This is a genomic window from Pseudoxanthomonas sp. LjRoot127, assembly GCF_964253495.1.
Classification (GTDB): Bacteria; Pseudomonadota; Gammaproteobacteria; order Xanthomonadales; family Xanthomonadaceae; genus Pseudoxanthomonas_A.
Genome location: NZ_CAXUQR020000001.1, coordinates 3,198,876 through 3,212,752, shown reverse-complemented (window position 1 = coordinate 3,212,752; position 13,877 = coordinate 3,198,876). Strand labels below are relative to the sequence as shown.

General features: G+C 67.6%; 11 protein-coding genes. 4 read left to right on the top strand and 7 right to left on the bottom strand.

What is annotated here, in order from left to right; all coding sequences use genetic code 11:
* Positions 1 to 210: 210 nt before the first annotated feature.
* The 5 genes from ACSQ19_RS15125 to ACSQ19_RS15105 form a co-directional block, all read right to left on the bottom strand.
* On the bottom strand, positions 211 to 501 hold the full coding sequence (locus tag ACSQ19_RS15125) for a HigA family addiction module antitoxin (protein WP_299342191.1): 291 nt from the start codon (positions 499 to 501) through the stop codon (positions 211 to 213).
* Between the two features lie 23 nt (positions 502 to 524).
* Positions 525 to 806: a type II toxin-antitoxin system RelE/ParE family toxin gene (locus ACSQ19_RS15120; RefSeq protein ID WP_435998081.1), complete on the bottom strand. Its 282-nt coding sequence runs from the start codon at positions 804 to 806 to the stop codon at positions 525 to 527.
* 125 nt (positions 807 to 931) lie between these two features.
* Positions 932 to 4,516: a methylmalonyl-CoA mutase family protein gene (locus ACSQ19_RS15115; protein WP_435998079.1), complete on the bottom strand. Its 3,585-nt coding sequence runs from the start codon at positions 4,514 to 4,516 to the stop codon at positions 932 to 934.
* Positions 4,517 to 4,641: 125 nt separating this feature from the next.
* Positions 4,642 to 5,571 carry an alpha/beta hydrolase gene (locus ACSQ19_RS15110; protein WP_296282960.1) on the bottom strand — a complete coding sequence of 310 codons (930 nt, stop codon included), beginning with the start codon at positions 5,569 to 5,571 and terminating at the stop codon, positions 4,642 to 4,644.
* 20 nt (positions 5,572 to 5,591) lie between these two features.
* Positions 5,592 to 6,212 (bottom strand): TetR/AcrR family transcriptional regulator, encoded by a 621-nt coding sequence (locus ACSQ19_RS15105; RefSeq protein ID WP_093486391.1) that lies wholly within the window; start codon positions 6,210 to 6,212, stop codon positions 5,592 to 5,594.
* A gap of 214 nt (positions 6,213 to 6,426) precedes the next feature.
* On the opposite strand from ACSQ19_RS15105, the gene ACSQ19_RS15100 reads away from it, so the two are divergent.
* Both ACSQ19_RS15100 and ACSQ19_RS15095 read left to right on the top strand, forming a co-directional pair.
* On the top strand, positions 6,427 to 7,527 hold the full coding sequence (locus ACSQ19_RS15100; protein WP_296282961.1) for a Glu/Leu/Phe/Val dehydrogenase dimerization domain-containing protein: 1,101 nt from the start codon (positions 6,427 to 6,429) through the stop codon (positions 7,525 to 7,527).
* Between the two features lie 53 nt (positions 7,528 to 7,580).
* Complete coding sequence (locus ACSQ19_RS15095; protein WP_435998076.1) at positions 7,581 to 8,753, top strand: isovaleryl-CoA dehydrogenase; 1,173 nt, start codon at positions 7,581 to 7,583, stop codon at positions 8,751 to 8,753.
* Positions 8,754 to 8,798: 45 nt separating this feature from the next.
* Here the strand turns inward: ACSQ19_RS15095 and ACSQ19_RS15090 are convergent, their stop codons facing one another.
* Together ACSQ19_RS15090 and ACSQ19_RS15085 are read right to left on the bottom strand one after the other, a co-directional pair.
* Positions 8,799 to 11,087, bottom strand: coding sequence for a putative bifunctional diguanylate cyclase/phosphodiesterase (locus ACSQ19_RS15090; protein ID WP_435998074.1), 2,289 nt, complete (start codon positions 11,085 to 11,087; stop codon positions 8,799 to 8,801).
* A gap of 155 nt (positions 11,088 to 11,242) precedes the next feature.
* Positions 11,243 to 12,016: a DUF2189 domain-containing protein gene (locus tag ACSQ19_RS15085; RefSeq protein WP_435998072.1), complete on the bottom strand. Its 774-nt coding sequence runs from the start codon at positions 12,014 to 12,016 to the stop codon at positions 11,243 to 11,245.
* 123 nt (positions 12,017 to 12,139) lie between these two features.
* Here ACSQ19_RS15085 and ACSQ19_RS15080 point away from each other — a divergent pair, with 123 nt between their 5' ends.
* Complete coding sequence (locus ACSQ19_RS15080; protein ID WP_435998070.1) at positions 12,140 to 13,315, top strand: thiolase family protein; 1,176 nt, start codon at positions 12,140 to 12,142, stop codon at positions 13,313 to 13,315.
* Positions 13,316 to 13,486: 171 nt separating this feature from the next.
* The gene (locus ACSQ19_RS15075) at positions 13,487 to 13,831 is read left to right on the top strand and encodes a hypothetical protein (RefSeq protein WP_296278315.1); all 345 of its coding nucleotides are present in this window, start codon (positions 13,487 to 13,489) and stop codon (positions 13,829 to 13,831) included.
* Positions 13,832 to 13,877: the final 46 nt, after the last annotated feature.

Below are 13,877 nucleotides of genomic sequence, written 5' to 3'. Positions count from 1 at the left end.
TCACCCGCCTTCGGCACCCTCTCCCCGCTGCGCAGGGCGAGGGAAGCCACCGCGGACTCGTAGGCTGGGTTGATAAACCCAGCGTCGGATGACTCCGGGCCCGGGATGCTGGGTTTATCAACCCAGCCTACGAGAGCAGGTCCGTGGCGCCGAAAAGACAAAACCCGCCGAGGCGGGCTCTTGCCCACTCAGCGACTGCACGCCTTGCACTCACGCCGCAATCCGCTCGATCCGGCCGATCGCCTTCCCCAGCACACGATGCGCCTCTTCCAGGTCATAGTCCGCCTGCAAACCCAGCCAGAAACGCTCGCTCGTACCCAGCGCTGCCGCCAGCCTGACCGCCGTGTCGGCAGTGACGCCGCGCTTTCCGAGCACGATCTCGTTGATACGGCGCGGCGGCACGTCCGCGGCACGCGCCAGCGCGTTCTGGCTGATGCCCATCGGCAACAGGAACTCTTCGAGCAGCACTTCACCGGGGTGGATATTGGGCAGGGTCTTCATGGAAGAACTCCTCTGATGACAGTTCAGTGGTAATCGACGATTTGCACGTCGTGCGCGTCGCCATCCTTCCAGCGGAAGCAGACGCGCCATTGATCGTTGATCAGGATGCTGTGCTGGCCTTTGCGGTCGCCTTTCAGCGCCTCCAACCGGTTCGCTGGCGGAATGCGCAGATCCTCCAGCGTGGCCGCGTTGTTCAGCATGCGCAGCTTGCGGCGGGCAACAGCCTGCATGTCGGCCGGCAGACGCCGCGAGGGCATTCCGTTCCAGACTCTTTCGGCTTCCTTGTCGGCGAAGTTCCGGATCACGCACCAACCATAACGCTACCCGTCATGTAACGCAACCCGTCATGTAACGCAACCCGTCATAGCCCCGCTCCCCCTTCACGCGCCCAAAGAAAAACCCCGCCGAGGCGGGGTTCGTCTTCTGCGGCCTACATGTTCCGCCGGTACTCGCCACCCACGTCGTACAGCGCGTGGCTGATCTGCCCCAGGCTGTGGGTCTTCACCGCTTCCACCAGCGCTTCGAACACATTGCGGCGTTCGCGCGCCGCGCGCTGCAGGTAGGCCAGACCGTGGCCGTCGTGGGTCTCCGGCTCGGCGTGTTCCTCGAGCGCCGCCGCGTGGCTGTGGTCGGTCTCGCCTTCCGGTGCCAGCGCGTTGCGTGAGGCCTGCCAGGCGCGGACGTTGGCGATCTGCTGGCCCTTCTCTTCCTCGGTCGAGCGGATCAGCTCGATCTCGGTGGCGATCTCGCCGCCGTGCTCGCGCGGCAGGAACGTGTTCACGCCCACCAGCGGCAGGCTGCCGTCGTGCTTCTTGTGCTCGTAGTACAGCGATTCTTCCTGGATCTTGCCGCGCTGGTACATGGTGTCCATGGCACCGAGCACGCCGCCGCGCTCGCTGATCGCCTCGAACTCCTTGTAGACCGCCTCTTCCACGATGTCGGTGAGCTGGTCGACCACGAAGCTGCCCTGCCAGGGGTTCTCGTTGAAGTTCAGCCCCAGCTCCTTGTTGATGATCATCTGGATGGCGACCGCGCGGCGCACGCTCTCTTCCGTCGGCGTGGTGATCGCCTCGTCGTAGGCGTTGGTGTGCAGGCTGTTGCAGTTGTCGAACAGCGCGTACAACGCCTGCAGCGTGGTGCGGATGTCGTTGAACTGGATTTCCTGCGCGTGCAGCGAGCGGCCGGAGGTCTGGATGTGGTACTTCATCATCTGGGACCGTTCGTTGGCGCCGTAGCGCTCGCGCATGGCGCGCGCCCAGATGCGGCGGGCGACGCGGCCGATGACGGTGTACTCCGGGTCCATGCCGTTGCTGAAGAAGAACGACAGGTTGGGCGCGAAGTCGTCGATCTTCATGCCGCGCGCCAGGTAGTACTCCACGATGGTGAAACCGTTGGAGAGGGTGAAGGCGAGCTGGCTGATCGGGTTCGCCCCGGCCTCGGCGATGTGGTAACCCGATATCGACACCGAGTAGAAGTTGCGCACCGCGTGGTCGACGAAGTACTGCTGGATGTCGCCCATCATGCGCAGGGCGAACTCCGTGCTGAAGATGCAGGTGTTCTGCGCCTGGTCTTCCTTGAGGATGTCGGCCTGCACGGTGCCGCGCACGGTGGCCAGCGTCTCGGCCTTGATGCGGGCGTAAGTGTCTTCATCCACCAGCTGGTCGCCGGTGATGCCCAGCAGGCCCAGGCCCAGCCCGTTGTTGGTCGGCGGCAGTTCGCCGTGGTACTGCGGACGCGCGCGACCTTCGAAGAACGCATCGATCTTCGCGCTCGCTTCGGCCCAGCGCGCGTCGTCGGCCTTCAGGTACTTCTCCACCTGCTGGTCGACGGCGGTGTTCATGAACATCGCTAGGATGATCGGCGCCGGGCCGTTGATCGTCATCGACACCGAGGTGGTCGGCGCGCACAGGTCGAAGCCGGAGTACAGCTTCTTCATGTCGTCCAGCGTGGGGATGTTGACGCCGGAGTTGCCGATCTTGCCGTAGATGTCCGGGCGCGGCGCCGGGTCTTCGCCGTACAGCGTGACGCTGTCGAAGGCGGTGGACAGGCGCGCGGCCGGCTGGCCGACCGACAGGTAATGGAAGCGGCGGTTGGTGCGCTCCGGCGTGCCTTCGCCGGCGAACATGCGGATGGGGTCCTCGCCGGTGCGGCGGTACGGATACACGCCGCCGGTGTACGGATAGCTGCCGGGCAGGTTCTCTTTCTGCAGGAACGTCAGCAGTTCGCCCCAGCCCTGGTACGGCGGCGGCGCGATCTTCGGGATCTGCTGGTGGCTGAGCGATTCGCGGTAGTTCTCGATGCGGATGGTCTTGCCGCGCACCTGGTACTCGTTGACCGGATCGGTCACGGCCTTGTGGCGGGCCGGCCATTCGCGCAGCAGCTTGAGCGCTTCGGACGACAGCGACTGGAGGGCATCGTTGTAGCGCTGGCGCAGCGTAAGCAGCGAACGGTCGATGGAATGCTGCTCCGTGGGAGCGACGTGAGTCGCGACTGACGTCGCTCCCACGACGGCATCCGATGCATACAACTCCAGCGCCTTCGGCAGTGCCGGATCTTCCAGGTCCTTCAACGCATTCCAGTAATGCTGCGCGCGGCTGGCGGTCTCGGCTTCGGTCTCGATGCGGCGGTTGATGCCGCGGCCCTGCTCCGCAATTTCGGCCAGGTAGCGCACGCGGCTACCGGGGATCAGAACGGTGGCGCGCGGCTCCTTCAGTTCGGTATCGAGCGCGGGCGTCCACTTCTCGGCTGGCAGCTGCAGCTTCTCGCGCAGCAGGCGGCACAGGTTGGCGAACATCCAGCTGACGCCGGGGTCGTTGAACTGGCTGGCGATGGTGGGATACACCGGCACGTCGGCGTCCGGCGTCTGGAAGGCCACGCGGTTGCGCTTCCACTGCTTGCGCACGTCACGCAGCGCGTCTTCGGCGCCGCGCTTGTCGTACTTGTTCAGCACGATCAGCTCGGCGAAGTCGATCATGTCGATCTTCTCCAGCTGGCTGGCCGCGCCGTAGTCGCTGGTCATCACGTACATCGGGAAGTCGACCAGGTCGACGATTTCCGAATCGCTCTGGCCGATGCCGGCGGTCTCGACGATCACCAGGTCGAAGCCCAGCGACTTCAGGAACGCGATGCAGTCCTTCAACACCGCATTGGTCGCCACGTGCTGGCGGCGCGTGGCCATCGAGCGCATGTAGATGCGGTCGCTGCGCAGCGCGTTCATGCGGATGCGGTCGCCGAGCAGCGCGCCGCCGGTGCGGCGACGGGTGGGATCGACCGAGATCACCGCGATATGCATCTGCGGGAAGCAGGACAGGAAGCGGTTCATCAGTTCGTCGGTGACCGACGACTTGCCGGCGCCGCCGGTGCCGGTGATGCCGACCACCGGCGTTGGCCGCGCGGGGAACGGCGCATGCGGGCCCTTGGCCCACTGCGCGCGCAGCTTCTCCAGGTCGGCGTCGGAATAGCGGCCGTCCTCGATGGCGCTGAGCACGCGGCCGATGCCGGCCTCGTCGGTGAGCTTGGGCTGCGCGGGCGCGGCGTCGCGATCGGCGGCGACCTGCACGCGGCCTTCTTCGGCGCGCTTGACCACGTCCTGGATCATTTCGACCAGGCCCATCTTCATGCCGTCGTTCGGGTGGTAGATGCGCTCCACGCCGTAGGCCTGCAGTTCGGCGATCTCTTCCGGCGTGATGGTGCCGCCGCCGCCGCCGAACACGCGCACGTGGCCGGCGCCGCGTTCCTTCAACATGTCGACCATGTACTTGAAGTATTCGACGTGCCCGCCCTGGTAGCTGGACAGCGCGATGCCGTCGGCGTCTTCCTGCAGCGCGGCGCGGACCACGTCCTCGACGCTGCGGTTGTGGCCGAGGTGGATCACTTCCGCACCCTCGCCCTGGATCAGGCGGCGCATGATGTTGATGGCCGCGTCGTGCCCGTCGAACAGGCTGGCGGCGGTGACGAAGCGCAGCGGCGTGGCGTCGGCCTGGGTGGCGGGGAACTGGCTGGCGGGTGTACTCACGCGTGCTCACTTGCAGGACGGACAGACGCGGGATTGTAGCCGCTCGCGCGTGATCACCTCACCAATTGCACACCAGTGGACACCGCACGCGCACCCTACGGTGGCGTGCGGTCACGCCGTTCGCGTCAGCACAGGCCGAACGGCAGCTCGCGCGTGGACACCACGCGTTGTCCCACGGCTTCGCCGCGCAGGAAGCGCAAGGCGGCATCGAGCGTTTCCGGCGCGATGGTCACGCGATGGTGGCCGAGCCCGTTCGTGCTGAGCAGCGTGGCCTGCGGCCAGTAGCGCGCGTAGCGCTCGCCTTCGCACCACGGCACGTCGGTGTCTTCCAGGTCGTGCACGACCAGGCCGGGCCGCGCGATCTGCGGCGCGGTGGCCTGCGCGTGGAGGTCGCGGATGTCGTGCGCGGTGAGTTCCTGGTACTCGTCGAACAGCCGCCGGCTGAGGAACTGCGCCAGCCCCACCATGCCGCCGAAGCGGCGCGCGGCATCGAACGGATCGGCGGCGGGCGCCAGCAGGATCACGCGCTCGGCCTGCAGCCCGCGCGCCATTGCGATCGCGCTCGCGGCGCCGCCGAGCGAATGACCGACGACGGCGGCCAGCGGACCGGTGTGGTCGGCGACCCGGGCGATCGCTTCGGCGAACATCGGCAGCGTGGCGCGGCGTCCGCTGCTGCGGCCATGCGCGGGCTGGTCGAACGTCACCACGGCATAGCCGGCGCGGCGCAGCGGTTCCACCCACGGCAGGAAGCGCAGGCCGAAGCTGGACCAGCCATGGGCCAGCAGCACGGTCGGTTCGCGGGCCGGATCGCCCCAGGTATAGGTGGTCAGGCGTTCGCGGCCGAAGGCCAGTTCGCCCAGCCGCGCGCCGCCGGTGTCGGCCTGTCTGGCTCGCGTGCGGGCACCGGGCATCGGCGTGCAAAAGAGCTGGAACGCCCGGGTCAGCGTGCTGCGCGGGGCGAGCCAGCTGCCGACGGCGAGACGGGCGCTCAGCAGGCGCAGCGCGAGGGGTTTACGAACGGTCGTGCTATTTTGACGGACAGTGACAGCGGCCATGGCGGTGGACCTCGGGGGCGTCAGGCGGGGGTGGAGACAGCGGGTGCGCCGTAGGACGCCAGCAGGCGGTCCAGGGAACGGCGGGCGAGCAGCGGGGCCTGTTCGGCGTCATAAAGCCGGGCGTCGTGCAGGCCCTGGGCGACGGCGAACAGTTCGAACGCGAGCAGGACCGGATCGGTCTTCGGCGACAGCTCACCGGTGTCGATGCACATGCCGATCGCCTTGACCAGTTGCTGGCGCAGCTGCAGCAGCCAATCGACGATGCGGTCGCGCAGCAGGCCCGGGCGGGCGTCGTATTCATGGGCGGCGGCCAGGATCACGCAACCATCCGGGTTGTCGCAGACCCACTGGAACCAGTGTTCCATGATGGCGCGCAGGCGCGGCAGGCCGCGCGGCTGGCTGATGGCCGGCCCGATCACGGCGCGGGCGTAGCGCTCGGCCGTCCACTCCAGCACGGTCAGCTGCAGGTCTTCGCGGGAGCCGAAGTGGGCGAAGACGCCGCTCTTCGACATGCCGGCGGCCGTGGCCAGCTCACCGATCGACAGGCCTTCCAGCCCGTGCCGGGCGGCGATGTCGTAGGCCCGCGCCACGATCATCTCGCGGGTGGCATTGCCTTTGTGCGTCGCAGCCTGGGGACTCATGACCACAGAAATAGCACGGTCGTTCGAAACTCACAATAGGCCGGAAATCCCCCCACGGCCGCCGCCTGTCATCTCGCGCGAAGGCGATTGGATTAAACTGGCGCCCAGCGACGACCACGGCGGAATCCGGAAACGTCGCTTTTTTCTTTTCTGACAACCCGTTAGCCGTGAAGGCAAGCCCGCGCCGGTTCTCCCCGCGCACCGGAGCCCATCCATGATTTTCGAAACGCTCGACACCTCCGGCCACGAACAGGTCATCTTCTGCCACAACCCGGATGCCGGGCTGAAGGCCATCATCGCCATCCACAGCACCGTGCTCGGCCCGGCGCTGGGCGGCGTGCGGCTGCGCCCGTACGCCGACAGCGCGCTGGCGCTCAACGACGCGCTGCGCTTGAGCCGCACCATGACCTACAAGAACGCGCTGGCCGGCCTGAACGTCGGCGGCGGCAAGGCGGTGATCATCGGCGACAGCAACGTGGACAAGACCGAGGTGCTGTTCCGCAGTTTCGGCCGCTATGTCGATTCGCTGGGCGGCCGCTACATCACCGCCGAGGACGTCGGCACCGACGTCAACGACATGGAAAACGTCTACCGCGAGACCGAATACGTGGTCGGCGTGCACCAGGTGCACGGCGGTTCCGGCGACCCGGCCCCGTTCACCGCCTACGGCGCGCTGCAGGGCCTGATGGCAACGCTGAACCGCAAGTTCGGCAACGAAGAGATCGGCAAGTACAGCTTCGCCGTGCAGGGCCTGGGCCACATCGGCATGGAGTACGTCAAGCTGCTGAAGGAACGCGGCGCCAAGCTGTTCGTCACCGACCTCAATCCGGCGCTGGTCGAGCATGCGGTCGAGGAATACGGCGCCGAGGCCGTCAAGCCCGACGAGATCTACGACCTGCCGGTCGACGTGTTCAGCCCCTGCGCGCTGGAATACGCGATCAACGAACAGACCCTGCCCCGCCTGAAGGCGAAGGTGATCTGCGGCACCGCCAACAACCAGATGTCGCACGTCACCGGCGTGGAAGCGGCCAAGCGCGGCATCCTGTATGCGCCGGACTACGCGGTGAACGCCGGCGGCGTAATGAACGTCTCGCTGGAGATCGATGGCTACAATCGCGAGCGCGCCATGCGCATGATGCGGACCATCTACCACACCGTCGGCAAGATCTTCGACCTGGCGGAGAAGGAGAACATCGCGCCGCAGTACGCCGCCGACCGCATCGCCGAAGCCCGCATGACGGCGATCGGCAAGCTGAAGCTGCCCCTGGGCCGCACCGCGCCGCGCTTCATGGGGCATCTGCGCGGCGAGCATTGACGTAGGACGTTCCAACGACAACATGGATTGGCCGCAATAGGAGGGAGGACCGAATGCGACCGGATACCGTCAGCGGGTTTCCGCTGGGCGAAGAATTGGATGCGCTGCGCGAGGCCGTGCAGCGGTTCGCGCAGACCGAGATCGCGCCGCGTGCGGCGCAGATCGACCACGACAATGCGTTCCCGCAGGATCTGTGGCCCAAGCTGGGCGAACTGGGCCTGCTGGGCATCACCGTCGATCCCGAGTTCGGCGGCAGCGGCATGGGCTACCTGGCTCACCTGGTGGCGATGGAGGAGATCTCGCGGGCGTCGGGCTCGGTCGGCCTGAGCTACGGCGCACATTCCAACCTGTGCGTGTCCAACCTCTACCTCAACGGCAATGCCGCGCAGCGCGCGAAGTACCTGCCGAAGCTGTGCAGCGGCGAGTGGAAAGGCGCGCTCGCGATGAGCGAACCGGGCGCCGGCTCCGACGTGGTCGGCTCGATGAGCTGCCGCGCCGAGCTCAAGGACCGCGTGTGGGTCGCCAACGGCAACAAGATGTGGATCACCAACGGTCCCGAAGCCGACGTGCTGCTGGTCTACATGCGCACCGCAGGCAAGGACGCGGGCAGCAAGTGCATGACCGCCTTCATCGTCGAGCGTGGCATGAAGGGCTTCTCCACCGCGCAGAAGCTCGACAAGCTGGGAATGCGTGGCAGCAACACCTGCGAACTGGTGTTCGAGAACTGCGAGATCCCCGCCGAGAACGTGCTGGGCGAGGTCAACCAGGGCGTGCGCGTGCTGATGAGCGGCCTGAACACCGAGCGGCTGGTGCTGAGCGGCGGACCCATCGGCCTGATGCAGGCGGCGCTCGACATCACCCTGCCCTACGTGCGCGAGCGCAAGCAGTTCGACGCCGCCATCGGCACGTTCGGGCTGATGCAGGGCAAGCTCGCCGACATGTACACCGCGCTGCAGTCCAGCCGCGCCTTCGCCTACCAGGTGGCGCGCGGTTTCGACGAAGGACAGGGTTCTCGCGCGGCGGCGGCAGGCTGCCTGCTGCATGCGTCTGAAGCCGCGGTGCAGGTGACGCTGGAAGCGATCCAGTCGCTGGGCGGTAACGGCTACATCAACGAGTATCCGGCCGGCCGCCTGCTGCGCGACGCCAAGCTCTACGCGATTGGTGCCGGCACGAATGAAATCCGCCGCATGCTGATCGGGCGCGAACTGTTCGACGGGCGCGGCTGAAACCGGTTGCGCGGCACTGCCGCGCCGCGTGGCCGAGCGCATCGGTCACTCGTGCGCGGGCACTTGCCTGCGCATGCGGCGTTCGATGTCGCGGATGACCTGCGGGATGTCGGCGGGTGGCTGCGGCGGCGCCAGGTGATACCCCTGGGCCGCGTGGCACCCCATCGCGGCGAGCAGCGACAGCGTATGCGCGTCCTCCACGCCCTCCGCCACGACGTCCAGGCCGAGTTCGGCCGCCAGTTCCAGCGTCGACCGCACGATCGCGTCGTCGGCCATCGTGCGCCCCATCCGCGAGACGAAGGTCCGGTCCAGCTTCAGCACCCGGATGGGCATCTGCTGCAGGTAGGCGAGCGAGCTGTGCCCGGTGCCGTAGTCGTCGATGGACAGGATGACGCCGAGCGCGTGCAGCGCACCGAGGGCATGCAGGGAGCGGACGGGATCGCCCATGGCGCTGGACTCGGTGATCTCCAGTTCCAGCGCATGCGCGGGCAGGCCGTTCGCTGACAGGCGCCCGGCCACCCAGTCGGCGAGATCCGGGTCGGCCAGGTTGCGCGGCGACAGATTGACGGCCACGTCCAGCGACAATCCCTCGCGCCGCCATGCCGCGCACTGTGCGAGCGCCAGATCCAGCACCACCTGCACCAGGTCGCGCGCCATTTCGGTCTGCTCGACCGCACCGATGAACGCGGAGGGCGGCAGCAGGCCTTCGCGCGGATGCTGCCATCGCACCAGTGCTTCCACGCCCGAGACGCGCCCGCTGGCCAGGGCCAGCTTCGGCTGGTAGTGGACCACCAGTTCGCCGCGCCGGATGGCCTCGTGGAACTCGTTGAGCAGCAACAGGCGGCGAGAGTCCTGCGTATCCAGCTCGTCGACGAAGGCTTCGACGCGAGACTGCCGCTGCTTGGCCGCGCGCATGGCGGCGCTTGCGCTCCGCATCATGCGCTCGGCATCGGTGCCGTCTTCCGGCGATGTGGCCACCCCGATGCTGGCGGCCGCGTGCAGGCTGATGCCGTCGAGCGCCAGCGGTTCCGCGAGCGAGGCCTGCAGGCGCCAGGCGCACTCGATGGCGCGCTTGCCGGCCGACGGGCCGCGAAGGAGCACGCCGAATTCGTCTCCGCCCAGGCGCGCGAGGAGGTCGCCTGCCTCCAGCTCGTCACCCCAGCGCTGTGCGAGCGCGCACAGCATGCGGTCGCCCACCGGGTGGCCGAAGGTGTCGTTCACCCCCTTGAAGCGGTCGACGTCCAGCGCGAGGAGCGCGACGTTCTCCCGGTCCGCGAATGACTGCGACAAGCGGTGTTCCAGTTGCCGGCGGTTAGGAAGCGCGGTCAGCGCGTCGGTCTGCGCCCAGTGGCTGAGCCGCCGCGCCTGTTGCCTCATCCGCGCGAGCAGGTGGCGCACCCGCGTCCAGGTCAGGGCGGTGATGATGATGCTCGTGACCGCCACCCCCGCAACGTCCACGGGGATGCCGAAGGCGTACTGCACCAGCAGCACGCCCGGCGCGATGAGCGTCGCCAGCGCCAGCGTGGCGAGACGTCCGGGCGGGAAGTCGCCGGTTTCATGATCCCTCGGCGCGTGCAGCGCATGCAGGGAAGGATGCATCAGTGCTGCCCCCCACAGCACGTGCGCCAACAACCACATCGATTTCAGCAACGCCGATGGCTCGGACACGCTGCTCACCGTCATGTGGAACAGCGCATCGGCGCAGGCCCACGCCGTGAATCCGGCGGCAAGCAGCAGGAAGGCCGGCGAACGCGCCTCGCGCGCCGTCGCGATCCATACCAGAAGGCCGAGCAGCAACAGGTCGACAATGGGATAGAACACGCGCAACAGCTGTGGAGCGGCATAGGCGGCGCCTGCTGTATATGTCGGCAGGACCAGCAGTTCCCAGGCCACCAGCGTCAGCCCGGTGAACACGATCAACCCATCGAGCATCCCGGCGCGCTGGCGGCTGCCGGCGGGATCGCGCGCCAGGCCCAGCAGCGCCGCGACGAACATCGCGTAGGCCGCGATGTACAGCACGTCGGCCAGGTTGACGTTGCGACCGAAGGAACCATCGTTGTCGGTGGCCGCCTGCGCCACTTCACCGGCCGTCAACAATGCATGCGCGACCACCATCCACACCCACGCGATGCCATCGCGGGGCCGATTCGACCGCACGCCGATCACGCACCCCGCCAGGCCGTAGAACGCGATCAGGAAATACGCGATGTCCGATGCCAGCGGCGAGACGATCAACGGGTGCGCCACCGCCATCGACACGCCGATGCCGAGATAGGCCCGACACCGACGCGCACGCGCATCAGCCTGGGTCGTCTCGACGCTGGCGGTCGTCACGCCTTCTTCCTGCAAAGCTCTTGTCACGCGCCGCCCACTCTGGCTTGATCGCGCATGCATTAGAGGCATCGCCCTCGACGCAGGACAAGCCGAACGGCGCTAATGTCACTAACGTCACTCTAGCGGGGTGCAGCCGGTCGTCGTGCGTCGATGCGTCAGGGCAGCGACGGCCACCCGGACGCATCCAGCGTGTCGCGATACGCGTGCCACGTGGCGTAGGCAAGCCAGGGCATCAGCACCGCCAGTCCCAGGAATGCCGTGGCGAAGCCGATCGCCGTCACGGTGACCAGGAGCAGGCCCCAGAGCAGCATCACCCGCTTGTTACGCATCACAGCATGGACGCTGGAAACGGCCGCCGTCACCATGTCGACGTCGCGGTCGGCGATCATCGGCAGCGAGAACGCCGTGACCGCGAAGGTCAGCGTGGCGAACACGGCTCCGACGCACGACCCCAGGGCAAGGAACTCCCAGAACACACCCGGATCGCTGCCGTCGAAAGGGAAAAAGGCACTGACCATCATGCCGGCGCGCGACCACAACAGGATGATCACGCCCTGCCCCAGCGCGTAGACGCCCGCCTGTCCCAGCACGCGCCGCGCCAGCACGAAGGAATCGGCCAATCTCGGCGCGCGCCCCTGTTCCAGCGCGCGACTGACGCAGTAGAGACCCACGCAGATCAGCGGAGCGACGAAAACGAAACCCGACAGCAGGGTCGCCAGCAGGGCGAAGCGCCCCAGCGCATACCCCAGCCAGGCCACCCCGATGCTCACCAGAACGATGACCCCACCGAACGACAGGGTCAGCGCGGGGGCACGGCAGACGTCGCGCCAGCCCGCGCGCAGCCAGCGCCACGGCGCACCCGAGTCCAGCGCCTTGCACGGAACGACGAACGCGCGCGGCGCCGGGTCGATCGATGGCTCATGTGACATATCCAATCCCCTTGCGCCACAGCATACGCCGGCGGCCGGCAGCCTCCTGTACCAACGGCCGATTTGCCGGCCGTCGGCCCGGGGCGGGATAATCGGGATCTCACTCCACGCGGGAAGTCCTCCATGTCCGACATCGTCATCGCCGCCGCCAAGCGCACCGCCATCGGTTCGTTCCTCGGCCAGTTCAACGGTGTGCCCACCCCGACACTGGGCGCCGCCGCCATCGCCGCTGCGCTGGAGCAGTCCGGCATCCCGGCCGCCGACGTGTCCGAAGTGATCATGGGGTGCGTGCTGCCCGCCAACCTGGGCCAGGCACCGGCACGCCAGGCCGCGCGTGCGGCGGGCATCCCGGACGCCGCCGGCGCCACCACCATCAACAAGGTATGCGGCTCGGGCATGAAGGCCATCATGCTGGGCCACGACCTGATCAAGGCCGGCTCGGCCAGCATCGTCGTCGCCGGCGGCATGGAATCGATGAGCAACGCGCCCCACATGCTCCCCAACTCGCGCACGGGCAACCGCTACGGCAATTTCCAGGCGGTCGACCACATGGCATGGGACGGTCTGACCAGCCCGTACGACGGCCAGCCGATGGGCGTGTTCGCCGAGGCGACCGTGGACAAGTTCGGCTTCAGCCGCGAGGAGCAGGACGCCTTCGCCATCGAATCGGTCACCCGTGCCCAGGCAGCGCAGGCGTCCGGCGCGTTCAACGACGAGATCGTCCCGGTCAAGGTCGCCACGCGGAAAGGCGAGGTCGAGGTGGCAACCGACGAACAGCCGGGCAAGTCCGACATCGCCAAGATCCCCACGCTGAAGCCCGCCTTCAAGAAGGACGGCAGTGTGACCGCCGCCAGTTCGTCGAGCATTTCCGACGGCGCCGCCGCCACCGTCCTGCTGAGCGCCGACGAAGCCGCTCGGCGCGGCCTGACGCCACTGGCGAAGATCGTGGGTCATGCCACGTATTCGCAGGCGCCGGAGTGGTTCACCACCGCCCCCGTCGCCGCCATCGACAAACTGCTCAAGCAGGTCGGCTGGACGATCGACCAGGTGGACCTGTTCGAGGTCAACGAAGCCTTCGCCGTCGTCGCCATGGCGCCGATCAAGGAACTGGGCATCCCGCACGCCAAGGTCAACGTCAACGGTGGCGCCTGCGCGCTGGGCCATCCGATCGGTGCGTCGGGCGCCCGCGTGGTGGTCACCCTGGTCAACGCGCTGCGCGTTCGTGGCGCCAAGCGCGGCGTCGCCACGCTCTGCATCGGCGGCGGCGAGGCGACGGCGATCGCCGTCGAGATCGCCTGAGTTTTTGCGCAGTTGCGGGGGGCGAAGCGGCCGGCTTTCGCCCGCCCCATAAGGTTTAACAACGGATTGACAAAGATAACCGGCCAACCGCTTGACAGCCGTAATGGGCTTGTCATCATGTTGCAGGCGCGCAATTGCGCGTTGCCTAACTAACGACGAGGAAATGCAACGATGACCATGAACAAGGCTCTGATCGCGCTGGCTCTGGGTTTCGCCCTGGCTGCGTGCTCGAACCAGGACCAGGCTGCCGACGCCGCTGCCGACGCCGCTGCGACCGCCACCGAAGCCCAGGCTGCCGCTGACGCCGCCGCTTCCGCTGGCGAAGTGACCGCCGACGCCGCCCAGCAGTCGGCCGACGCCGCTGCCACCGCCGCCGACGCCGCTGCCACCGCCGCGACCGACGCTGCCGCCGCCACCACGACGGAAGCTGCTGACGCTGCTGCCGACGCCGCTGCCCAGGCTGCCGACACCGCCGAAGCCGCGACCGACGCTGCCAAGGAAGCCACCAAGCAGTAATCTGCTGGCGGTTGCCGGATTTAGCGTTAAACTGAGAAAGCCGCCA

Coding starts and splice junctions, on each gene's coding strand:
- ACSQ19_RS15125 (WP_299342191.1), bottom strand. CDS start 501: ATGAAGACCCTGCCCAATATCCACCCCGGTGAAGTGCTGCTCGAAGAG.
- ACSQ19_RS15110 (WP_296282960.1), bottom strand. CDS start 5,571: ATGGCCGCTGTCACTGTCCGTCAAAATAGCACGACCGTTCGTAAACCC.
- ACSQ19_RS15105 (WP_093486391.1), bottom strand. CDS start 6,212: ATGAGTCCCCAGGCTGCGACGCACAAAGGCAATGCCACCCGCGAGATG.
- ACSQ19_RS15100 (WP_296282961.1), top strand. CDS start 6,427: ATGATTTTCGAAACGCTCGACACCTCCGGCCACGAACAGGTCATCTTC.
- ACSQ19_RS15095 (WP_435998076.1), top strand. CDS start 7,581: ATGCGACCGGATACCGTCAGCGGGTTTCCGCTGGGCGAAGAATTGGAT.
- ACSQ19_RS15085 (WP_435998072.1), bottom strand. CDS start 12,016: ATGTCACATGAGCCATCGATCGACCCGGCGCCGCGCGCGTTCGTCGTT.
- ACSQ19_RS15080 (WP_435998070.1), top strand. CDS start 12,140: ATGTCCGACATCGTCATCGCCGCCGCCAAGCGCACCGCCATCGGTTCG.
- ACSQ19_RS15075 (WP_296278315.1), top strand. CDS start 13,487: ATGACCATGAACAAGGCTCTGATCGCGCTGGCTCTGGGTTTCGCCCTG.